Source organism: Streptomyces sp. NPDC047130, assembly GCF_040643475.1.
Classification (GTDB): Bacteria; Actinomycetota; Actinomycetes; order Streptomycetales; family Streptomycetaceae; genus Streptomyces.
Window position 1 is genome coordinate 244,729 of record NZ_JBEYUK010000004.1, and the last position, 20,949, is coordinate 265,677.

General features: G+C 72.2%; 19 protein-coding genes. 13 read left to right on the top strand and 6 right to left on the bottom strand.

Features of this window, described 5'->3' with window-relative positions; all coding sequences use genetic code 11:
• The first annotated feature begins 63 nt into the window (after window positions 1-63).
• The 8 genes from ABZ836_RS08455 to ABZ836_RS08490 all read left to right on the top strand — a co-directional run bounded on the left by ABZ836_RS08455 (window position 64) and on the right by ABZ836_RS08490 (window position 7,118).
• The gene (locus ABZ836_RS08455) at window positions 64-900 is read left to right on the top strand and encodes a hypothetical protein (protein WP_356135577.1); all 837 of its coding nucleotides are present in this window, start codon (window positions 64-66) and stop codon (window positions 898-900) included.
• Window positions 897-1,994: an alpha/beta hydrolase gene (locus tag ABZ836_RS08460; RefSeq protein ID WP_361140666.1), complete on the top strand. Its 1,098-nt coding sequence runs from the start codon at window positions 897-899 to the stop codon at window positions 1,992-1,994. Before ABZ836_RS08455 ends, ABZ836_RS08460 begins: the two co-directional genes overlap by 4 nt.
• Window positions 1,991-2,533, top strand: a complete 543-nt coding sequence (locus ABZ836_RS08465) for a hypothetical protein (protein WP_356135580.1) — start codon at window positions 1,991-1,993, stop codon at window positions 2,531-2,533. Before ABZ836_RS08460 ends, ABZ836_RS08465 begins: the two co-directional genes overlap by 4 nt.
• Entirely contained in the window at window positions 2,530-3,249 is a 720-nt protein-coding gene (locus tag ABZ836_RS08470; protein ID WP_356135582.1) for a class I SAM-dependent methyltransferase, read from the top strand. Before ABZ836_RS08465 ends, ABZ836_RS08470 begins: the two co-directional genes overlap by 4 nt.
• A 26-nt stretch (window positions 3,250-3,275) precedes the next feature.
• A complete protein-coding gene (locus ABZ836_RS08475) occupies window positions 3,276-3,452 on the top strand; it encodes a hypothetical protein (protein ID WP_356135584.1) in 177 nt (58 codons plus the stop codon).
• Complete coding sequence (locus tag ABZ836_RS08480; protein ID WP_361140671.1) at window positions 3,449-5,233, top strand: ABC transporter ATP-binding protein; 1,785 nt, start codon at window positions 3,449-3,451, stop codon at window positions 5,231-5,233. Before ABZ836_RS08475 ends, ABZ836_RS08480 begins: the two co-directional genes overlap by 4 nt.
• 275 nt (window positions 5,234-5,508) lie before the next feature.
• Window positions 5,509-5,838 (top strand): hypothetical protein, encoded by a 330-nt coding sequence (locus ABZ836_RS08485; RefSeq protein ID WP_356135588.1) that lies wholly within the window; start codon window positions 5,509-5,511, stop codon window positions 5,836-5,838.
• A 419-nt stretch (window positions 5,839-6,257) separates the two neighbouring features.
• Window positions 6,258-7,118, top strand: a complete 861-nt coding sequence (locus ABZ836_RS08490; protein ID WP_356135590.1) for a fused MFS/spermidine synthase — start codon at window positions 6,258-6,260, stop codon at window positions 7,116-7,118.
• A gap of 71 nt (window positions 7,119-7,189) precedes the next feature.
• Here the strand turns inward: ABZ836_RS08490 and ABZ836_RS08495 are convergent, their stop codons facing one another.
• The 4 genes from ABZ836_RS08495 to ABZ836_RS08510 all read right to left on the bottom strand — a co-directional run bounded on the left by ABZ836_RS08495 (window position 7,190) and on the right by ABZ836_RS08510 (window position 12,020).
• Complete coding sequence (locus tag ABZ836_RS08495) at window positions 7,190-8,641, bottom strand: beta-glucosidase (RefSeq protein ID WP_361140675.1); 1,452 nt, start codon at window positions 8,639-8,641, stop codon at window positions 7,190-7,192.
• A 107-nt stretch (window positions 8,642-8,748) separates the two neighbouring features.
• On the bottom strand, window positions 8,749-9,660 hold the full coding sequence (locus ABZ836_RS08500) for a carbohydrate ABC transporter permease (RefSeq protein WP_356135778.1): 912 nt from the start codon (window positions 9,658-9,660) through the stop codon (window positions 8,749-8,751).
• A 24-nt stretch (window positions 9,661-9,684) separates the two neighbouring features.
• Window positions 9,685-10,695 (bottom strand): sugar ABC transporter permease, encoded by a 1,011-nt coding sequence (locus ABZ836_RS08505; RefSeq protein ID WP_356135594.1) that lies wholly within the window; start codon window positions 10,693-10,695, stop codon window positions 9,685-9,687.
• A 5-nt stretch (window positions 10,696-10,700) separates the two neighbouring features.
• On the bottom strand, window positions 10,701-12,020 hold the full coding sequence (locus ABZ836_RS08510; protein ID WP_361140678.1) for an extracellular solute-binding protein: 1,320 nt from the start codon (window positions 12,018-12,020) through the stop codon (window positions 10,701-10,703).
• Window positions 12,021-12,439: 419 nt separating this feature from the next.
• Here ABZ836_RS08510 and ABZ836_RS08515 point away from each other — a divergent pair, with 419 nt between their 5' ends.
• Window positions 12,440-13,507 (top strand): LacI family DNA-binding transcriptional regulator, encoded by a 1,068-nt coding sequence (locus tag ABZ836_RS08515; RefSeq protein WP_361140681.1) that lies wholly within the window; start codon window positions 12,440-12,442, stop codon window positions 13,505-13,507.
• 93 nt (window positions 13,508-13,600) lie between these two features.
• Here ABZ836_RS08515 and ABZ836_RS08520 read toward each other — a convergent pair whose 3' ends face one another.
• On the bottom strand, window positions 13,601-14,782 hold the full coding sequence (locus ABZ836_RS08520) for an endonuclease/exonuclease/phosphatase family protein (protein WP_361140684.1): 1,182 nt from the start codon (window positions 14,780-14,782) through the stop codon (window positions 13,601-13,603).
• Between the two features lie 265 nt (window positions 14,783-15,047).
• Between ABZ836_RS08520 and ABZ836_RS08525 the strand changes: the two genes are divergently transcribed.
• From ABZ836_RS08525 to galU, 4 genes are read left to right on the top strand one after another with little or no spacing between them, the layout of a single operon-like run.
• Complete coding sequence (locus tag ABZ836_RS08525) at window positions 15,048-16,079, top strand: NAD-dependent epimerase/dehydratase family protein (RefSeq protein ID WP_361140687.1); 1,032 nt, start codon at window positions 15,048-15,050, stop codon at window positions 16,077-16,079.
• Between the two features lie 39 nt (window positions 16,080-16,118).
• Window positions 16,119-17,054 (top strand): UbiA family prenyltransferase, encoded by a 936-nt coding sequence (locus tag ABZ836_RS08530; protein ID WP_356135607.1) that lies wholly within the window; start codon window positions 16,119-16,121, stop codon window positions 17,052-17,054.
• Window positions 17,051-18,163, top strand: a complete 1,113-nt coding sequence (locus ABZ836_RS08535) for a glycosyltransferase family 4 protein (RefSeq protein WP_361140690.1) — start codon at window positions 17,051-17,053, stop codon at window positions 18,161-18,163. Before ABZ836_RS08530 ends, ABZ836_RS08535 begins: the two co-directional genes overlap by 4 nt.
• Window positions 18,160-19,068 carry a UTP--glucose-1-phosphate uridylyltransferase GalU gene (galU, locus tag ABZ836_RS08540; protein WP_361140693.1) on the top strand — a complete coding sequence of 303 codons (909 nt, stop codon included), beginning with the start codon at window positions 18,160-18,162 and terminating at the stop codon, window positions 19,066-19,068. Before ABZ836_RS08535 ends, galU begins: the two co-directional genes overlap by 4 nt.
• A 73-nt stretch (window positions 19,069-19,141) precedes the next feature.
• Here galU and ABZ836_RS08545 read toward each other — a convergent pair whose 3' ends face one another.
• On the bottom strand, window positions 19,142-20,896 hold the full coding sequence (locus ABZ836_RS08545) for a BTAD domain-containing putative transcriptional regulator (RefSeq protein WP_356135613.1): 1,755 nt from the start codon (window positions 20,894-20,896) through the stop codon (window positions 19,142-19,144).
• Window positions 20,897-20,949 lie beyond the last annotated feature (53 nt).

Below are 20,949 nucleotides of genomic sequence, written 5' to 3' on the forward strand. Positions count from 1 at the left end.
CTCCCGGTCACCGGCCCTGCCGGGCCGAAGGCGCCCAAGACCGTCCCCCGTCAGGAGCAGTGCATGCTGTCGCACATCCGGAAGGCCGTCGAATCGGCGTGCGCGAGACCGCTCAGCACCGCCGAGCGGCTCTCCGCCGTCACCCACCTGCTGTCGAGCCTCGAGTACATGGTCCGCAGGACCGACCGGGAGCCGGGCGGCCTGAACGACTGGACCCACACCAGGGCACAGGTACCCAGCAGGACCAGGACGGTCCGCAGGATCCGGGACCTGGTCGCCCGCGAACCCGTGACCCAGGCCATCCACGGCTCGCGGGCCCTCGCCTCCCTGGTGCTCATCGCCCCGGTGCGCAACAACAAGGTCCGGATGCTCGCCGACGCCTACCTGGCGGGCACCCAGCTGCTGATCTACCCCCGGCACCTGTTCGGCACCGACGGTTCCGACCAGGTCTCCTTCCTGGTGCAGAGCGCGGCCGCGCTCGGACGGGCGGGCGGAACCGACGAGTCCCGCAAGGCCGCCGTGCAGTTCATCGGGGCCCAGACCGCGTTGTCCTACGGAGCCTCGGGATGGGCCAAGCTCCCCGGGGAGGCATGGCGGTCGGGGGACGCGCTGGTGAAGATCATGCGCACCGAGACCTACGGTGACGAGTGGCTCTACAAGCAGCTGGAGCGGTACCCGGCGCTGTCCCGGGTGACGGGCCACGCCGTGCTGGCGCTGGAATGCGCGTTCCCGCTGCTCCTGCTGGGCCGGGGGAAGTACATCGGGGCCGGCCTGACCGCCATGGGCGTCTTCCACGTGGTCAACGCCCGCTTCATGGGTCTGTCCAGATTCGCCTGGGCGTTCGTGGCGACGTACCCGTCGGTGCGTGCCCTGGCCAAGGGGACCGGTGAGGCGGCGTGAGCCTGTGGACGTTTCCCCGGCTGACCGCGGCGGGGCTCGGCGCGAGCGTGGCCGCGGGAGTCGCGCACCAGGTGTACTCCACCTGGAGGTCCACCGGCGGCCACGCCGGTTACGAGAGACGGCGGGTGCGCTGCCGCAGCGGCAACCTCGTCGACTACCACGTCCGCCGAGGACTGCCCGGCGGGCCCACGCTCGTCTGCGAGTCGGGGCTGATGAGCACCTCGGCGGCCTGGCTGCTGCTCGCGGACCACCTCGACCCCTCGGTCTCCGTGGTCCTGTACGACCGTGCGGGCTACCGCGGTTCCCTGCGGCGGTGCAACGAGGACTACTCCCTGCGCGAGTCGGTGGACGACCTCGTCGACGTGGTCGTCGACAGCGCCGGGTCGCTCGGCGGCGCCGCCGGCGAACCGGGACCGTGCGTCCTGACGGGCCACTCCCTCGGCGGCTACCTCGTGCACCGGGCGGCCGCCGTGCTGCCCGGGCGCGTCCACGGGCTGGTGCTGATCGACCCCACCCACCCCCGGGAACTCCTCCACTCCCGCAAGCAGCGCGAGGGCTCCCGCGCCACCAACCTCTCCATCAGGCTGGGGCCCGAGACGGTGCTCCTCGGCGGCGGGCTGCTCATCGACAAGAAGAACCTCTTCGCGTTCGCCGAGGAGAGCCCGTACCACCGGACCCTGCGTCTGGAAGGCTCCTCGATCACCACATGGCGGTCCTCGCGCCGCGAGTGGCGGTACGCCTACGCCTTCATGCTCGACGGAGGCCGGCCGCTGGACCGGCTGGACGTCCCGGTGTCGGTCGTCGCGGCCCAGGCGACGATGGACAACACCCCCGAGCACGGCGACCTGTACGAGGAGTACGTCGACAGCGGTGCCGGCGGCGAGGTCTCGGTGGTCCCCGGCTCCAGCCATCTCGCGATCACCGGCAGCACCGCCTTGGCCCCGCAGACCGCCAAGCTGGTGCAGGCGTTCGTCGACGAGGTGGTCCGCGGACGCTCCGGCGCGCAGGACACCGGCGGCGCGCAGGACACCGACGACGCGCAGGACACCGGCGACGCGCAGGACACCGACGAGAGGACGGAGGCCGCAGCGTGAAGGCGTCGAGAATCCTGAACGGCATCGTGCCCGCGGTGTTCGCCGGATGGTTCGTGGCCACGGTCTTCTCCCAGCACCCCGACCGCAGTTACGACAAGCTGCGGAAACTCGACAAGACCGGCACCGGCATCCTCATCCCCAACTGGCGCTTCTTCGCGCCCAACCCGGCCGTCGAGGACCAGCACTTCCTCTACCGGCTCGCCACCGAGGACAAGTCCCGGCACACCGAGTGGCGCGCCGTGTACTCCATCACCCCGCGCAAGCTGGTCCACGCGATCTGGTTCCCCGGGCGCCGGATGGAGAAGTCCGTGTTCGACGTGGCGTCCACCCTCCTGCACAACACCGGGGCCATGACGCCGCTGCACGACGAGGCCAAGCGGAGCGCGTACCAGCTGGTCGTCGACTTCGTCCGACGGCGCGTCACGCCGGAGCCGGGCTACCCGCTCCTGCAGATCATGCTGGTGCGTTACGCCGGGTACGACCACAGCGAAGACCCGAAGTACGACGTGATCTTCAACTACGAGAAGGTGACACCGTGATCCAGGACGTGCAGTACGGATCCGCCGCGGCATCGGTGTACGACGCGTTGATCTCCGCGAACGTGCCGGCGGAGCCCACCCTGGAGAAGCTGCGGCCCCACGTCACCGGCGCCCGCGTCCTCGAGATCGGGGTGGGTACCGGCCGGATGGCGGTGCCGGTCGCCGGGATCGCCCGCGAGGTCGTCGGCCTGGACAACTCCCGCCCCATGCTGGACCGCTTCCGGGCCAAGTCCGTCCCGCCGAACGTCACCCTGGTCGAGGCGGACTTCCGCCAACCGCTGCCTCTCGCCCCGGGCTTCGGCGCCGCCTACTCGATGCTCGGCTCGCTCTGCTGCGTCCGCACCCGGGACGAGCTGGTGGCGGCGTTCACCCACGTCAGGGACGTCCTCGACGCGGGCGGCGTGCTATGCATGGAGTACTACGCCACCGAGGTCTACCGGATGACGGCCCGACTGGGCACCGTCACCGTGCCCTCACCCGGCGGGAGCGGCACCACCACCCTCACCGCCGGTATCGACGAGCACGACGTGCTGACCGTCAGCACCCTGATCGAGGAGCCCGACCGGGCCCCCGTCTCCTTCGGCGAACAGGTGCTGCTCATCGACCGGGCCGAGGTCGAGGAGTGCCTGGCCGCCGCCGGCTTCACGGTGGAGCAGGCGGTCCCGGCGGAGGAGATGCAGCCCTACGACTGGTACACCGCCCGCGTCGCCGCCTGACCGTACCGAGGAAAGAGGACACCATCGTGCTGACGACCAGCCGGGTGATGTGGTTTGTCATCGCTCTCCTGTTCACCACCCCCGCCATGCTGCTGATGTTCAAGGACGGTGAACTCACCGCACAGACATGGATCAGCGGGCTCGGCTTCGCCGTCGCCGTGTCCGTGATCGCCGCGACCGCCTTCGGCAAGGGCGCGAAGTGAACATCTCCGAGACAGTCCGGCGGAACAAGCTGATACTCGGGGCCGGCACGCTGCTCGGCCTGGCCGGCACCGCCGCCACGCTGGTGCAGCCGCTGTTCATCGGCGACCTCATCGAAGCCGTCGTCCTGGACCGGCCGGTCCTGTGGCCCATCGTCGTCATCGCGATGCTCTTCGCCGCGGACGCGCTCCTCGCGGGGGTCCACTTCTACCTCATCGGCCGGGCCGGCGAGAACATCGTCCTCGACCTGCGCACGACCCTGACCGGTCGGCTGCTGCACGCCCGGATGACCGCCTTCCACAGGCTCGAACACGGCGACGTCTTCACCCGGACGGTCGCCGACACCTCCGTGGCACGGGTCGCCCTGTCGTCCTCGGTGGCGCAGATGATCACGTCCGGGCTCACCACCGTCGGCTGCGTGGCCGTCATGGCCTGGCTCGACTGGAAGCTGCTGCTGGTCACCGTCGGGTGCCTGGGCGTCGCCTCGGCGGGGTCGCTCGCCGTCGCCCGCGCCGTGCGCCGGGCGGCCGCCGTCAACCGGGAGGACACCAGCGCGTACGGCTCCGGCCTGCTGCGGGTCCTCGGTGCCCTCACCACGGTCAAGGCCTCCCGCGCCGAGGAACGGGAGAGCGAGCGTCTTGCCCGCCTCGCCGGCGCGGCACGGCGCAGCGGCATCGACGTCACCCGGCTGTCGGCGATGATGCTGCCCACCATGAACGTCGGTACCCAGGTGTCGCTGGCCGCGGTGATCGCCTGGGGCATGGCCCGCACCGCCACCGGCGACCTGCCGGCCGAGGACCTCACCGCGTTCATCATGTACCTGTTCTACCTGGTGTCGCCGCTCGTGCTGCTCTTCATGTCGCTCGCGGAGTTCCAGCAGGGACGGGCGGCCATCGACCGGGTGCGGGAGCTCTCCGCCATCGAGGTCGAGGTCGAGGCCGAGGGCGCGCAGGAGACGGAGCGGGCCGGGGGGCCGCGGGACGACCGGCACCGCGCGGCTGCCGAAGGCGCCGCGGACGCGACCGGGCGGTCTCCGGCGATCGAGTTCGAGGACGTCACCTACAGCTACCCGGAGGCCGCGGCGCCCGCCGTGGCCGGCGTCTCCTTCTCCCTCCCGCCCACCGGCGTCACCGCGGTCGTCGGCCCGTCCGGGGCGGGGAAGACCACCCTGTTCCAGCTCATCGAGCGCTTCCGGGTCCCGCAGCGGGGCACGATCCGGGTCGGTGGCGTCGACGCGGCCCGGCTTCCGCTGCGCGAACTCCGCGGCCGCATCGGTCTGGTGGAGCAGGAGTCCCCTCTCATGCGGGGCACCGTGCGGGAGAACCTCGTCTACGCCCACCCCGACGCCACCGAGGACGAGATCGAGGAGGCGATCCGGGCGGCACACCTGCAGGACGTGGTCGAGGCGCTGCCGCACGGCCTGGACACCGAGCTGGGAGAAGGCGGCACCGGTCTCTCCGGCGGCCAGCGCCAGCGCCTGGCCATCGCGCGTGCCCTGCTGGCCCGGCCCGACGTGCTGCTCCTCGACGAGGCCACCTCGCACCTCGACTCCGACTCCGAGGGCGCGCTGCGAAGGGCGATCGCCTCCGTGGGCACCCGCTGCCAGGTACTGACGATCGCCCACCGCATCTCCACGGTCGTCGAGGCTGACCGCATCCTCGTCCTGGAGGACGGCCGCCTGCGGGCCAGCGGTGACCACGCCGAACTGATGGCGAAGGACACGACGTACCGAAGGCTGGCGAGCAGCCAACTGGCCCCCTCCGAGGCGGCCGTGGCGGTCTGATCGCCGCGGTGGGTGGGCCCGTGCGGGGCCCCGTGCCGAAGCGGCGCGGGGCCCCGCCGCTTCGGCACGGGCTCCGGGGCCCGCACCGCGGTGCGGCGGGGCAGGGGTGACGTGAGGGCTCTTCCGGGACGGATGGCCGGATTGCGAGGGGTGGCGAAGGGGAGCGGATTGGCGGGAACGGCCGCCCGTCCGTGTCCGCCGGGGGTTCACTGACGTTGAATTCACGCTATGGGCTACTGCCGGTTTTGAGCTGTTGAGGTCCCTGGAGGCCGAAGATGCGACACGACCGTGTGACGGTGTGGGGCGACGTGGTGACCGTTCCCACGCGACAGGGACTCGAGGCGGTGGACATCCTGCGCCGCCACTTCGTGGAGGCGGTGGGCCCCGTGCTGCACGACGACCGCGGCGGGACGCTGGGGTTCGTGGTGCCGTCCGGGACGGCGGAGCGGTGGAACGTTCCCGGCAGCCGGTGCGTGCACCGGGTCGAGGGCACGGACTGGCTGCTCCCCCCGGTGTCCGGCGGGCTCGCCACCGACCCGGCCGTCCTGCGCCGCGCGCTCGGTGAGGCGGCCCGTCTCATCGCCGCGGCCGACAGCTGCGAGTAGTCCGCTCCCGGCTTCCGCGATGCGGAAGTCCCCGGCTTCTCGGCGCGGGCCGGCAGCCGGGAGTAGGCACCTCCCTGGTTTCTCGGCGGGGCCGAGAGCGGTGAGCAGGCCCTTCCCGGTTTCTCGGCGAGGCCGACAGCCGCGATGAGGGGGCCTCCCCGGCTCCCGACCGAGGCCGGCCGCCGAGAGCAGGCCTTACCTGGCTTCTCTGCCAGGCCGGCGGCTGCGAGTAAGCACTCCCCTGCTCCCCGCCGAGGTCGGCAACCGCGAGGAGGTGCTCCCCGGATCCCTGCCAGGGGTGACAGCCGTGCGAAGGTCAGCCCCCGCTCCCCGCCGCGCGGCGGGGCCGTGCCGGTGGCCGGGGCGGCTTCGGCCGGGGGCGCTCCGTCGGTCGTGCCGCGGGGGAGGACAATGGGCGCATGGGCAGGAAGGTGCGGGGCGGCGCGGCCGCGGCGGTGGTCACCGCGGAGGTCGACGGAGGAACCGCCGAGCTGGTGCCGGACCGCGAGCGCCCGCGCGCGTGGACGCTCACCGTCGACGGGGCGCCCCAGTCGCACGTCGACCTGGACGACCCCACCCACCTCTCGTTCACCTACCAGCGCCGCATCGGCCACGTCATCGACCTCGCCGCCCCGCCGGGCAGGCCGGTGGGCGCCCTCCACCTCGGCGGCGGCGCGTTCACGCTGGCGAGGTACGTCGCGGCGACCCGGCCCCGTTCCACCCAGCAGGTCGTGGAACGCGACGCGCGCCTCGTGGAGCTGGTGCGCCGCGAGCTGCCCCTGGACCCCGCCGCCCGGGTGCGGGTCCGCACCGCGGACGCCCGCGCGGGCCTGGCCAAGGCCCCGGACGGCCGGGCCGACCTGGTCGTCGCCGACGTGTTCGGTGGCGCCCGCACACCCGCGCACCTCACCTCGGTGGAGTTCCTGGACGACGTACGCCGCGCCCTCGCCCCGGGCGGGCGGTACGTGGCCAACATCGCCGACGGCGCCCCGCTCGCGTTCCTGCGCGGTCAGATCGCCACCGCCGCCGCCCGCTTCACCGAACTGGCGCTGATCGCGGAACCCGCGGTGCTGCGCGGGCGGCGGTTCGGCAACGCCGTGCTGGTCGCCTCCGACGCGCCGCTGCCCGTCGCCGAACTGACCCGCCGCGCGGCCGGCGACCCCCACACCGCGCGGGTGGAGCACGGCCGCGCCCTGCTCGACTTCACCGGCGGCGCGGCCCCCGTCACCGACGCCACCGCCGTGGCCTCACCCGCGCCTCCCGCCTCCGTCTTCCGCTAGGGAGCGGACGAAGGCCCGGCGCCGCACGTCACGGGGCGGCCCGTCCCCTCGCGCGGGCCGCCCCGGTGGCCTCAGCCGGCGTCCGGCACCGGGTCGGCGAGCGGCGCCGGGTCGGCGAGCGTGCCGGTCCGGGCGGCCTGCGCGTACCACAGGGCGCTCGCCTTGGGGGTGCGCTCCAGCGTCTCGTAGTCGACGTAGACCATGCCGAACCGCTTCGAGTAGCCGTACGCCCACTCGAAGTTGTCCATCAGCGACCACAGGTAGTACCCGCGCACGTTCACGCCGTCGGCCATCGCCCGGCGCACGTGGGACAGGTGGGAGTGCAGGTAGGCGATGCGCTCGTGGTCGCGCACCTGGCCGTCGGCGTCCATCCGGTCGTCGTAGGCGGCGCCGTTCTCGGTGATGTAGAGCGGCAGGCCCGGGGCCTCGTCGTCGTAGCGCTTGAGCAGGTCGTAGAGGCCGGTCGCGTCCACGGTCCAGCCCATCGCGGTCTGCTCGCCGGGGACCTGGTGGAAGACGATGTCCTCGGCGCTCGGCCACGGCGAGTGCGCGCCGGTGCCGTGCGCGTCGCTGTGGGGGGCGTCGGCCGGGGCGGAGCCGGCGTGCCCCACCAGGGCCGGGGTGTAGTAGTTGAGGCCCAGCGCGTCCAGCGGCTGGTGGATCGCCTTGAGGTCGCCCTCCTCGACGAAGGACCAGTCGGTGACCGAGGCGGTGGCGGTGAACAGCGTCTCCGGGTAGGCGCCGTGCAGCATCGGGCCGTGGAAGATGCCGTTGGCCAGGTCGTCGATCCGGCGGCCGGCCTCCAGGTCCCGCGGGTCGTCGGACACGGTGCGCACCACGTGCGAGTTGAGCGCCACGGCGACCGTGTTGCGGGCCGGCATCGCCGCGCGCAGCGCCGAGGTGCCCAGGCCGTGGGCCAGGTTGAGGGTGTGCGCGGCGCGCAGGGCGAGCTCGCCGTCGGTGCGGCCGGGGGCGTGGACGCCGGAGCTGTAGCCGAGGAAGGCCGCGCACCAGGGCTCGTTGAGGGTGATCCACCGCTCCACCCGGTCGCCCAGGGCCTCGCCGACGATCGCGGCGTACTCGGCGAACCGGTAGGCCGTCTCGCGGGCCGGCCAGCCGCCGGCGTCCTCGAGCTCCTGGGGGAGGTCCCAGTGGTAGAGGGTGACGGCGGGGGCGATGCCCTTCTCGAGCAGCTCGTCGACCAGGCGGCGGTAGAAGTCCAGGCCCTTCTGGACGGCCGGGCCGCGGCCGGTGGGCTGGACCCGGGGCCAGGCGACGGAGAACCGGTAGGTGTTGAGGCCCAGGTCCGCCATGAGGGCGACGTCCTCGCGGTAGCGGTGGTAGTGGTCCACCGCGGTGTCGCCGTGCTCGCCGTTGTGCGTCTTGCCGGGCGTATGACTGAAGGTGTCCCAGATGGAGGGCGTGCGGCCGTCCTCGCGGACGGCGCCCTCGATCTGGTACGAGGAGGTGGCCGAGCCCCAGAGGAAGTCGGAGGGGAAGGAGACCTGAGCGGAATCGGGCATGGAAGCGCTCCCATGAGTGGTCACGGCGGGGACCGTGGGCGGAAGGGGAAGGAAGGGCGGGGGACGCGGGGCCGGTCACCCGTGGCAGGACCGGCCCCGCGGCACGGTCAGCCCTTGACGGCGCCCTGCATGATGCCGCCCACGATCTGCTTGCCGAAGATCAGGAAGACGAGCAGCAGCGGCAGTGTGCCGAGCAGCGCACCGGCCATGATGAGGGCCTGGTCGGGGGTGAAGCCGCGGCCGAGACCGGCCACCGCCACCTGCACGGTCGGGCTCCCGTGCTGGGTGAGGACGAGGAACGGCCAGAGGAAGTCGTTCCAGGTCTCCACGAACTTGAGCATGGCCAGCACCGCCATGGCGGGCCGGGCCACGGGGAAGACGATGTGCCACAGGATGCGCCAGGTGCTGGCGCCGTCCACCCGGGCGGCCTCGACCAGTTCGTCGGGCAGCGCCTGGGTCAGGTACTGGCGCATGAAGAACACGCCGAACGCGTTGATCAGCGACGGCAGCAGCACGGCCTGGAGCTGGTCGGACCAGTCCAGCTTGGCCACCATCATGTAGAGCGGGATCACGCTGAGCTGCGGCGGCACCATCATGGTGCCGATCACGACGAGCAGCAGCGCGTTGCGGCCCTTGAACCGCAGCTTGGCGAACGCGAAGCCGGCCATGGCCGACAGGAAGCACGTCACCAGCGCCGAGGTGCCCGACACGAAGGCGGTGTTGAGGAAGGCCTCGCCCAGGTTGGCGTCCTTCCAGGCCACGGCGAGCTTGTCGCCGAGATTGGATCCGAACCACAGGGGCGGCGGCGTCTGGGCCAGCCGGGCGTTGTCACGGGAGGCCGCCACCGCCGTCCAGAACAGCGGGAAGAGCGAGCCGACGGTGAACAGGCCGAGGATCACATAGGTCAGCGGGCCCGCGTGGAAGTGGCCGCCGGCCCGGGCGGAACGCGGTCCGCGGGTCCTGCGGGTGGCCTTGGCGTCCGGCTCCTTCCGGGGCGTCGGTTGCTGCGGCGGGGTCAGGGTCGTCGTCACGGCCGGGTCTCCTTAACTACTGGCGCGCAGCCGGCGCGAGATGACGGAGTTCAGCAACCCGATCACGATCAGGATCGCGAACATCGACCAGGCGATCGCCGAGGCGCGGCCCAGGTGCTGGTTCACCCAGCCCTGCTCGTACAGGTAGAGGCCGAGGGTCTGGAACTGGTGGGTCGAGCCGCCCGAGGCGCCCTTGCTGGCGTCGAAGAGCAGCGGCTCGCCGAAGATCTGGGTGGCGCCGATGGTGGAGACCACCACGGTGAACAGGATGGTCGGCCGCAGCGAGGGCAGCGTCACGTGGAAGAACTGCCGCCACCGGGAGGCTCCGTCGAGCGCCGCCGACTCGTACAGGTCCTGCGGGATCGCCTGCATCGCCGCCAGGTAGATCAGCGCGTTGTAGCCGGTCCAGCGCCAGATGACGATGACGGAGACCGCCAGCTTGGACGCCCAGCTGTCGTTCTGCCAGTCGACCGGGTCGAAGCCGACCAGTCCCAGCGCCCAGTTGATCACGCCGTAGTCGCGGCCGAAGAGCATCACGAAGACCAGCGCGGCCGCCGCCACGGAGGTGGCGTACGGGGCGAGCATGGCGACGCGCCAGAAGGTCGACGCGCGCAGCTTGTAGTTGAGCAGGTGGGCGATGCCCATCGCCATGGCCAGCTGCGGGACGGTCGAGATGACGCCGATGATCAGGGTGTTGCGGGCCGCGTTCCAGAAGAACTCGTCGTCGAAGATGCGGGTGTAGTTCCGCAGGCCGGCCCACTCCATGTCGGTGGGCGCGGTCAGCTCCACCGTGTGGAGCGACGCCCAGCCGGTGTAGAGCAGCGGGAACAGGCCGAAGGCGACGAACAGGACGAAGAACGGGGCGACGAAGGCGTAAGGGCTCCAGCGCAGGTCCCGCTGCCAGCGGCGGGACAGCTTGGCCCGGCGCCGCTCGTCGTCCGGGGCGCTGCCGGCCGGAGGCGAACCGGCCGGGGCCGCGCCCCCCTTGACGGGGGACGCGGCGACGGAGTGCCGGGAAGACATACCGGTCACTTCTCCAGGTTGTTGTCGATGGTCTTGACCGCGTTGGACCAGGCCTGCTCGGCGGTCTTGCCCTGGCTGATCAGGATCACGCCGTTGTCGGTCAGACCCTGCTGGATGATCTGGTCCTTCGGGCCGATGAACTGCTCCGGGGCGGTCTCGGCGGCCGCGGCGAAGATCTCGCCGATCGGCGCGTCACCGGTCATCTTGTTCTTGGCGCCCAGGACGTCGTCGCCCTCGTAGGTGGACGGGGCGCTCGGGAAGGACCCGCGCTTGGCGAAGAGCTTCGCCTGCTGCTCCGGGGCGGTCAGCCAGGCGGCCAGCTTGGCGGCCTCCTCGGTGTTCTTGCCGGCCTTCGGGACGGACAGGAAGGAACCGCCCCAGTTGCCGGCCTTGGGCGCCTTGGCGACGTCCCACTTGCCCGCGGACTCCGGCTTCGACTTGCTCTCGATGTAGCCGAGCATCCACGGCGGGCAGGACGGCATGGCCGCGAACTGGGAGTTGGCGATGGTGGTGTCCCAGGCGGGCTGGAACTGGACCTGCTTGCCGATCAGGCCCTCCTCCGCTGCCTCCGCCGTGAGGGTGAAGCCGTCCTTGACCGCCGGGTTGGTCTTGTAGACGACCTCGCCCTTGGCGTCGTAGAACTTCTCGGTCTCACTGGAGAGGACGGCGTTCAGCAGGCCGCCGGGGGAGTCGATGAAGGTGACGCCCTTGGGGGCGTTCTTCTGGAAGTCGCGGCCGACGTCGATGAACTTCGCCCAGTCGCCCTCCCACAGCTTCGCGAGCTCCTCGCGGTCGGTGGGCAGGCCGGCCTTCTCGAAGAGGTCCTTGCGGTAGCAGACCGCCATCGGGCCGATGTCCGTGCCGAGGCCGACCGTCTGCCCGCCCTTGGTGGTGCCCTGCTGCCACTTCCAGTCGAGGAAGTCGGCCTGCTTGCCGTACTTCGAGAGGTCGACCAGCTTGTCGCCCTGGGTGGCGGTGATCTCCGCGATGTTGCCGACCTCGACGCCCTGGATGTCCTGGAGGCCGCTGCCGGTGGTCAGGTGGTTGACGAGCGCCGGGTAGTAGTTCTCGTTGCGCTCGATCACCGTTTCCTTGATCTGAATGTCCGGGTTCAGCTTCTCGTACTCGGCGTAGAGCCCCGCCTCCTTGAAGCCGAACGTGCCGAACAGACCGAGCGTGATCACGGTCTTGCCGTCGGCGCTGCCGGACGAGGTGCTCTCCTCGTCCTTGCCGTCATCGGCGCAGCCGGCCAGCAGCCCGGCGCCGAGCGCCGCGACCGTGGCGAGAACCACTGCCCGGGAGCGGGCGGTTCGAATGGCGCGCATGGTCGTCCCTCCTGATTGCCCTGACGTGCCGACCCCCCGGGCCAAAGGCCACTGGCGGCCTCTGATCTTCCTGCTGCGGCGCGGGCGGGGAACGCGTGGGTTGGGTTTGGGTCAGGTAGCGTGGAAGCCTGTGGGAGCGCTCCCAGTGGTGATGTCTTGAAGAGTCCCGGCTCGCGGCAGGGGTGTCAAGGGAAGTGACGCCGGGATCTTGCGGGGGTTATCAGTGTGTTACCGAATGGGGAGAACCCGGTCAACGAGCGGGGTGCTGGCGATACTTGGTGCTCCGCGCGTAGACCGGTTCTCCCCGCTGCGGCCGGCAGGACCGGGAGCGCTCCCGGTGCGGGACGGACGGCGGTCGGCCCCGGCGGGGGCGGGCACGGCTGTTAGATTCCAGGATCGGTACGAACAGGAGGCGGCGGATGGCGGGTCACGGACGGGGCCGAGGCGGCGGGCGACCCACCCTTGAGGAGGTCGCGGCCCGGGCGGGCGTCGGCCGCGGCACGGTCTCGCGCGTGATCAACGGCTCGCCCAGCGTCAGCGAGACGACCCGGGCCGCCGTGGAGGCGGCGGTCGCCGAACTCGGCTACGTGCCCAACACGGCGGCCCGCGCGCTGGCCGCCAACCGGTCGGACGCCATCGCCCTGGTGGTCCCGGAGCCGGAGACCCGCTTCTTCGCCGAGCCGTACTTCTCCGACATGCTGCGCGGCGTCGGCAGCGCCCTCTCGGACACCGAGATGCAGCTGCTGCTGATATTCGCGGGCAACGACCGCGAGCGGCAGCGCCTCGCCCAGTACCTGGCCGCGCACCGGGTGGACGGCGTCCTGCTGGTCTCGGTGCACGCCGACGACCCGCTGCCCGACATGGTCGCCGAGCTCGGCATCCCCGCCGTCATCAGCGGCCCCCGCTCCGCGGACGAGCCGCTGGCCTCCGTCGACTCCGACAACCACGGCGGCGGCCGCTCCGCCACCGCGCACCTGATCCAGCGGGGCCGGCGCCGGATCGCCCACATCACGGGGCGCCTGGACGTGTACGGAGCCCAGCGCCGCGCCGAGGGGTACCGGACCGCCCTCGCCGAGGCGGGCATCGAGGAGGACGAGGGGCTGATCGAGCCCGGCGACTTCTCGGAGGAGGGCGGACGCCGTGCCATGGCCGCGCTGCTGAAGCGCCGGCCGGACCTGGACGCCGTCTTCGCCGCCTCCGACGTCACCGCGGCCGGAGCCCGGCAGGTGCTGCGCGAGGCGGGGCGGCGCATCCCCGAGGACGTGGCCCTGGTCGGCTACGACGACTCGGTGATCGCCCGCCACATGGACCCGCCGCTCACCAGCGTGCGGCAGCCGATCAGCGGGATGGGCCGGGTCATGACGCACCTGCTCCTGGAGGAGACCTCCACGGCCCCCCGCGGCCCGCGGCCGGCGTCGCTCTCCCCCCGGGCCCGCCGCCCGCAGACGGTGCTGCCGACCCAGCTGGTGGTCCGCCAGTCGTCCTGACCGGCCGCCGCCCGCAGGCCGCTCCGGGAGCGTCCCGGCCGCCGCGTCACGCCCGTGCCGGGCCGGGGGCCCGGGGGCAGGGCCGTGGGCGGGTCAGCGGGGCCAGAGCGTGATGCTCTGGGCCCGGTGGTCGGAGAGGCCGCGGGAGTCGAGCAGCTCGTAGCGCGACACGGCGACGTCCGAGGTCGTGAAGAGCCAGTCCAGCCGCCACCACGGCCTGCCGGTCTCCCAGGAGACCGGATAGAGCGACGGGAGCACCCGCGTGTGGTCGACGAGCCGGTCGGGGATCATCGACCTGATGCCCATCGAGGGCGAGGTGTTGAGGTCGCCACCGAGAACGATCCGGTGGGGGTTCCGCTCGACGTCCTCCTGGAGGGCCCGGTAACTGGCCCTGCGCATCTCGTGGTTGAGCCGGTCGACCTCGAACATGCTGCCCTCGGGGCCGTTCTGGAGCCGCATCATGCGCTGCGGCGGCTGGAACAGGTGGGAGTTGTAGAAGGACACGACCTCGCCGTCGACCAGGATGTCGGTCCGCTGCGTCTGCGAGGAGTAGAAGAGGGGCCGGCTGCGCAGTGCCGCCGGGACCTCCTTGAGGTCGGCCGGCAGCCACCGGGTGGTGTCCAGCCAGCTGCGGCCCACGACCGGGAGGCGGGAGAGGGTGACGTTGCGTCCCTCGATCACGACCTCGTAGCCGGGGAACTCCCGCCGCAGCCGGTCGAGCTGATCGATCGCGCGGGCCTGCGCCCAGTGCGTGCGGGTCATGTCCACGCGGGCGTACTCCTGCAGCATGTAGACGTCGGCACGCTGATCGCGGAGGAACGCGTAGAAGTCGTCGGTGGTGTGCGGACCACCGGGCTGCAGGTCCTGATCCCAGTACTGGGTGTTCCAGGTGAACAGCTTGACCGCCTCGGGCGGTGCCGGCGGCGGCGAGTACCAGAGGGACCCGAAGTTGAGCCCGGAGCCGCCCATGCCGAGCACCAGCGCGAGCACCGGCGCCGCGGTCAGACGCCACCGCACGCGCGGCGCCAGCTGCGCCACGGCCGCCAGGACCGGCGGTACGAGGGCGAAGGCCAGGGGCGGCACCAGGTCGAAGGTGCCCCACCAGTAGAACCGGTTGCTGAGCAGACGGTGCAGCACGACGAAGGCCAGCCACGCGACGCAGAGGAAGACCGCGAGGCGTGCGCGCAGGCCGAGCCGGCCCGCCGGCGCCCCGCCGTCCGGGTCCGGCCGCTCGCCCGAGGCGGTGGACGTTTCGACCGTCGCGGTCTCGCTCACGGACTCACCCTTCTTCCCGGCGATCGGTGCTGTCGGTCCGCCGAGTCTGGCACCGGGACCTTGCCCCGGTCTTGGGGCCGCCGCCAAGACCGGGGCAATCGACCGGCCCGTACATTTCCGTCCTGGTCCGGCGGACGAGCCGACGAGAGCGGACGCCCGTCACCCGTGGCCGCGGCGGCACAGGACGGCGAGCAGGTCCTCCTCGGCGCCACGGCGCCACGGCGGCACGGCGCGTGCGGCGGGTACTCGACGAAAGGGACGCGAGATGAACATTGTCGTCACCGGGGCGGCCGGGATGCTCGGCACCGCCCTGCTGACCCGGCCCTGGCCCGGCGTCAGCTGGACGGGCGTCGACGTCCGCCCCCTCGCTCCACGTGCCCGTGACCGCGCCCGGTTCGTCCGGGCCGACGTCCGGGACACGGAGGCCCTGGCCAAGGTGTTCCGCGACGCCGACGTGGTCGTCCACTCGGCCGCCGCCCTGCCGAGCCACCGGGCCGAGGACATCCGCTCGGTCGACGTGGACGGAACGGCCGCGGTCGTCGGGGCCGCCCGTCGCGTGGGCGTGCAGCGCCTCGTGCACATCTCGTCGACCGCCGTATACGGTCTGCCCCGCCACTGCCCCACCCCGGAGGACTATCCCTGCGAGCCGGTGGACCCGTACTCCGCCGCCAAGCTGGCCGCGGAGGAGGTCGTCCTGCGGGCACGGAGGCAGGGGCTCTGCGTCCCGGTGCTGCGGCCCAAGACGTTCCTCGGCCCGGAGCGGCTGGGGCTGTTCGCGATGTTGTTCGAGTGGGCCGACGAGGGGCGCAACTTCCCCCTGCTGGGGGGCGGCCACGCCGCTGCCCAGATGCTGGACGTGGACGACCTCTGCGACGCGATCCGGCAGGCGTGCGAGGGGCCCGACGACGCCGTGAACGACACCTTCAACATAGCCGCCGCCGAGTTCACCTCGCTCCGCGACGACTTCCAGGCGGTGCTGGACGAGGCGGGGCACGGACGCCGGGTCGTCACCGTTCCGGTCGGGCCGGCCGTGGTGGCGCTGCGTGCCCTCGCGGCCCTGCGCCTCTCCCCGGTGTACCGGCGGCTGGTGCACAAGCTGACCCGTGACTCCTACGTGTCGCTGGACAAGGCCCGTGACCAGCTGGGGTTCGCCCCCCGGCTCAGCAACACCGAGTCGCTGCTCAGGACGTACCGGTGGTGGCAGAGCACGGGCCACACGCGCCGGGGCGCCGCCGGCCGTACCCACCGCGACCCGTGGCGCCAGGGAGCGCTGAGTCTCACCAAGGCATTTTTCTGACCGACCGGCATGAAAGGGGAGACGCTCGTGGATCACTACGTGGAAACGGACAGGCTCGCGCTCGACGCCGTGGGACCGCCGATCGACACCGGGCGGCTGAGACAGTTACAGGCCTACGTGGCCCTGCTGCGGCCACGCCACTGGCTCAAGAGCGTCCTGGTGCTGGTGATCCCGGTGACGGCCGGGCCGGCCGCGGCGCTCCCGCACCTCGCGCCGATCGGCCTGACCCTGCTGGCGTTCCTGTCCGCCTCCTCCGCCGTGTACGTCCTCAACGACCTGCGCGACCGCGCGGCCGACCGGCTGCACCCGGTGAAGCGGCTGCGGCCGATCGCGAGCGGACACGTGGGCGTCCGGGGCGCCCAGGCCGTGCTCACCGCGCTGCTGCTCGCCACGGCGGGACTGCTCCTGGCCGTCCCTCCCCTGGCCGCACTGGTGCTCGCGTCCTACGTCGCCATGAACATCTGGTACACCCTCACCCTCAAGCACCAGCCCCTCGTCGACGTGTCCGTGGTCGCCGTCGGCTTCGTTCTGCGGGTGCTGGCCGGAGCGCTCGCCGCCGGTCTGGACATCCAGCCGCTGCTGCTCATCTGCGTCTACTGCGCCTCCGTGGCGCTGTCCCTGGGCAAGCGACGACACGAACTGGCCGATCCGCAGGTGACCGGGGAGAAGCACCGGCCGGCGCTGTCGGCCTACACGGTGCCCTTCCTGGACCACGTCGTGGTCCTGAACCTCGTGGCGGCCCTGGTCTGCTACGTGGCGGCGTTGTGGCAGTTGGAGGCGCCGTACGGAAAGGCGGGAGCGGCGCTCAGCTTCCCGTTCGCGGCGTTCCACGTCACCCGCTACCTGCAGATGCTCATCGTGGAGCGCTCCGGTGGCGACCCGGTCGAGGACCTCGTGCGCGACCGGCAGATGCGACTCAACTTCGGCCTGTGGCTCACGGTCCTGGCCGCGACCTTCCTGGCGAGTGCCCTGTGACCTACGACGTCTGCATCGCGGTCAACTACTACGCGCCCTACGTGAGCGGCCTCACCGAGACCGCCCGGGTCGTCGCCGAGGGACTCGCCGCCCGCGGGTGGAAGGTGGCCGTCGTCGCCACCCGTCACGATCCGGCACTGCCGTTGCGCGAACGCCTGGGAGGCGTGGACGTCCACCGGTGCCCGGTCGTCGCCACGATCGGCCGCGGGCTGGTCAGCCCCTCGTTCGCCGCCACGGTGCGCCGGCTCTCCCGGCGTTCGCGGGTGCTGCACCTGCACCTGCCGATGCTCGAGGCCGGCCTCATCACGGGGCTGCGGCCGGAGGTCCCCGTCGTGTCGACCTACCACATCGACCTCTGGCTTCCGCCCGGCCTGGTGGCCCGGGCCGCGACAGCGGCGGTGCGGGTCTCCTCGGCGATCACACTGCGCCGCTCCGCGGCCGTCGTGGTGAACAGCGACGACCAGGCCGAGCACTCCCGGATGTGGCCGTCGCTGCGCAGGGCGAAGCGCTACCCGATAGCGGCCCCGTGTCTCGACCGGCGAGGGGGATCACCCGGGTACCGCACGACGTCCGGGCCGCACATCGGCTTCCTCGGACGCATCGTGGCCGACAAGGGACTGTCCTACCTGCTCGCCGCCTTCGACGACATCACCGACCCCGACGCCCGGCTGCTGATAGGCGGCGACTACCTGACCGTGGCGGGCGGCAGCGTCATCGACGAGGTCCGCCGGGCCGCCCGGCGCGACCCCCGCATCAGCATCCTGGGGCTGCTGCGGGGACAGCAGATCGACGACTTCTACGCCTCGATCGACGTCTTCGCCCTGCCCTCGGTCGCGGAGTCCTTCGGGATCGCCCAGGCCGAGGCGATGATGTGCGGCGTCCCCTCGGTCACGACCGACCTGCCGGGCGGCCGCTACCCCGTGACCGCCACCGGCATGGGCGCCGTCGTCCCGCCGCGTGACCCCGCGGCCCTGCGCGACGCCCTCCTGGAGACGCTCGCCTGGGACGCGTCCGCGAGGGAGCGCGGCGCGGCACGCGCCAGAGACCTGTTCGGTTCGGAGAGCTGCCTCGACCGCTACGAAGCGGTCCTGAAAGGAGTCCAGGCGTGAGCCACGCATCCGGGCGAGGACCCAGGGTCACCAAGGCGGTCGTCCCCGCCGCCGGCCTCGGAACCCGTTTCCTGCCCGCCACGAAGGCCACCCCCAAGGAAATGCTGCCGGTGGTCGACAAGCCCGCGATCCAGTACGTCATCGAGGAGGCCGTCACGGCGGGCCTCTCGGACGTCCTGGTGGTCACCGGGCGGAACAAGCGCTCCCTCGAGGACCACTTCGACCGCAACCTCGAACTCGAGGAGGTCCTGCGCCACAAGGGCGACATCGCCAGACTCGACGAGGTGCGGGCCTCCGGCGAGCTGGCCGACATCCACTACGTCCGCCAGGGGGCGCCCAGAGGCCTCGGCCATGCCGTGCTGTGCGCGGAGGCGCACGTGGGCGACCAGCCCTTCGCGGTGCTGCTCGGCGACGACATGATCGACCCGCGGGACCCGCTGCTCAGCCGCATGATCGACGTGCAGCGGCGGCACGGAGGCAGTGTCGTCGCCCTGCTGGAGGTCGACCCGTCCCAGATCCACCTCTACGGCAGCGTGGCGGCCACCCCGTGCGGCGACGACGTCCTCATCACCGGCCTGGTGGAGAAGCCCCGGCCGGCGGACGCCCCCAGCAACCTGGCGATCATCGGGCGCTACCTGCTGGACCCCGGCGTCTTCGAGGTGCTGCGCAAGACGGAACCGGGACGCGGCGGCGAGATCCAGCTCACCGACGCCCTGCAGGCCATGGCCGCCGACCCGTCCCTGGGCGGGCCCGTACACGGTGTCGTCTTCCGCGGCCGTCGCTACGACACCGGTGACCGTGCCGACTACCTGCGCGCCACCGTCCGCCTGGCGTGCGGGCGCGCGGACCTGGGACCGGACTTCAGGGCCTGGCTGCGCGAGTTCGTCAGGCACGAGATGGTGTGAGGACCGGCCGGCGCCGGACCGGTCGCGGACGGGCTGCCGCGACCGGTCCGGCGCCGCCGGGGGCCCGGGCCGTTCAGCACTCCTGGGCGAACAGCCGCAGGAGATCGTTCATCTGGTAGAGGCCCGGAGCGACCGTCTCCAGGAGCTGGGCGTCGACCAGCCGCTCCAGGAACAGCTCGGCGCGCGCACTGGACTCGCGGAGCAGCTGCGCGGCGTCCGACAGGGTCACCACCGGCTGGCTGTACCCGCTGAGCACCTTGAAGGCCTGGGCGGCCGCGCGGTTGGCCGGGTCGGCGTTCTCGTTCAGGCGCTGGTAGGAGCCGGACAGACTGGCCCGCATGCCCATGCCCTCGATCTCGAGGTTGTCGAGCCGCCGTGCCTCGTCGGCCAGGCGGGAGTGCAGCTCGGCGAGGGGCCAGCTCGGCCGGGCCGCGAGGCGGGCCGCCGCGGTGGTCACCGCGAGCGGCAGGCACTGGCACAGCTTCACGATCGCCGCGGCCGTGGCGCGTTCCGCGGCGACGCGCTCGGCGCCCGCCAGCCGGCCGAGGAGCGTGACGGCCTCGTCCACCTCCAGCGGCCTGACGGGTAACTGACCGACCCCGCCCAGCGCCGCCAGCGGCTGCCTGCTCGTGACGATCACGCCGCAGCCCGCCCCGTGCAGCAGCAGCGGCCTGATCTGGTCCGAGTCGGAGGCGTTGTCCAGCACCAGGAGCATCTTCCGCCCCGCCACCAGGGAGCGGAGCTGGGCGGCGGCCTCGTCCGGCTGCATGGCCGGCGGCGGCGCGTCCGCGCCGAGGGTGCGGAACAGACGGGCCAGCGCCTCGGAGGGCGTCAGCGGTGGCACACCGGTGCTGCTCCCGCCGAGCTCGACGTAGACCTGGCCCTCGGGGAAGTGATGGGCGAGCTGGTGCGCGGCGTGGATGGAGAGGGCCGACTTCCCGACACCGGCGGCTCCGTGGACGCTCACCAGCGGGGCCGCCGCCCCGGGCTCCACCGCGGTGAGCGCGTCCCGGAGCCAGGCCAGTTCCTCGGTGCGGCCGACGAAGTGCGCCACGTTGCTGGGGAGCTGCCGGGGCAGCGGCGCCGACCGGACGGTGACGGGCCGGTGGTGGGTGTCGAGATCGCCGCGTAACAGGGCCATGTGGACGTCCCGCAGCCGCGGGCCTGGCTCGTGCCCCAACTGCTCGCCGATCCGCTCGCGCACGGTGGCGTAGTACTGCAGCGCCTCGGAGGTGCGGCCGAGCGCGCACAGCGCGCGCATGTACCACTCCGCCAGCGGTTCGGCGAGCGGATGGGAGCTCAGGAGCTCGACCAGCCGGTCGGCGACGACCTGGGCGTTGCCCAGGCGCAGCTCCGCGGCGGCCCACTCGCTCGCGACGCCCACGAACTGCGATGCGGCGTTCCGGCGGACCGTGCCGGCCCAGTAGCCCGCCAGGTTCGCCAGCGGCTGTCCACGCCAGAGGGCCATCGCCTCACGCAGGGCGAGCAGACGGAGTTCCGGGTTCGCGACGCGCGCGCCGTCCGCGAGGGACGCGATGCGGTGCAGGTCCACGTCCTGCCGGTCGATCTCCAGGACGTAGCCCTGCGCGTTCTTGACCAGGGCGACCGGTCTCTCACGGGGTCCTTCGGTCCGCGCCGCCTCCGCCAGGAAGTTCCGGAGCCGGGTGATGTGGGCGTAGAGGGCGCTGTGCGGTGCGTCGGGCGTGTCCTGACCCCAGACCCGTTCGGTCAGGACGTCGATGGAGACGGGGTTGCCCGCGTCGACGGCCAACGCCGCCAGCACCAGGCGCCGCTGCTGCGGCCCCACGTCCACCGGCCGGCCGGCCACTTCTACATGTATCGATCCGAGCAGGCCAACTTTCACTGTCTCCCCCTATATAC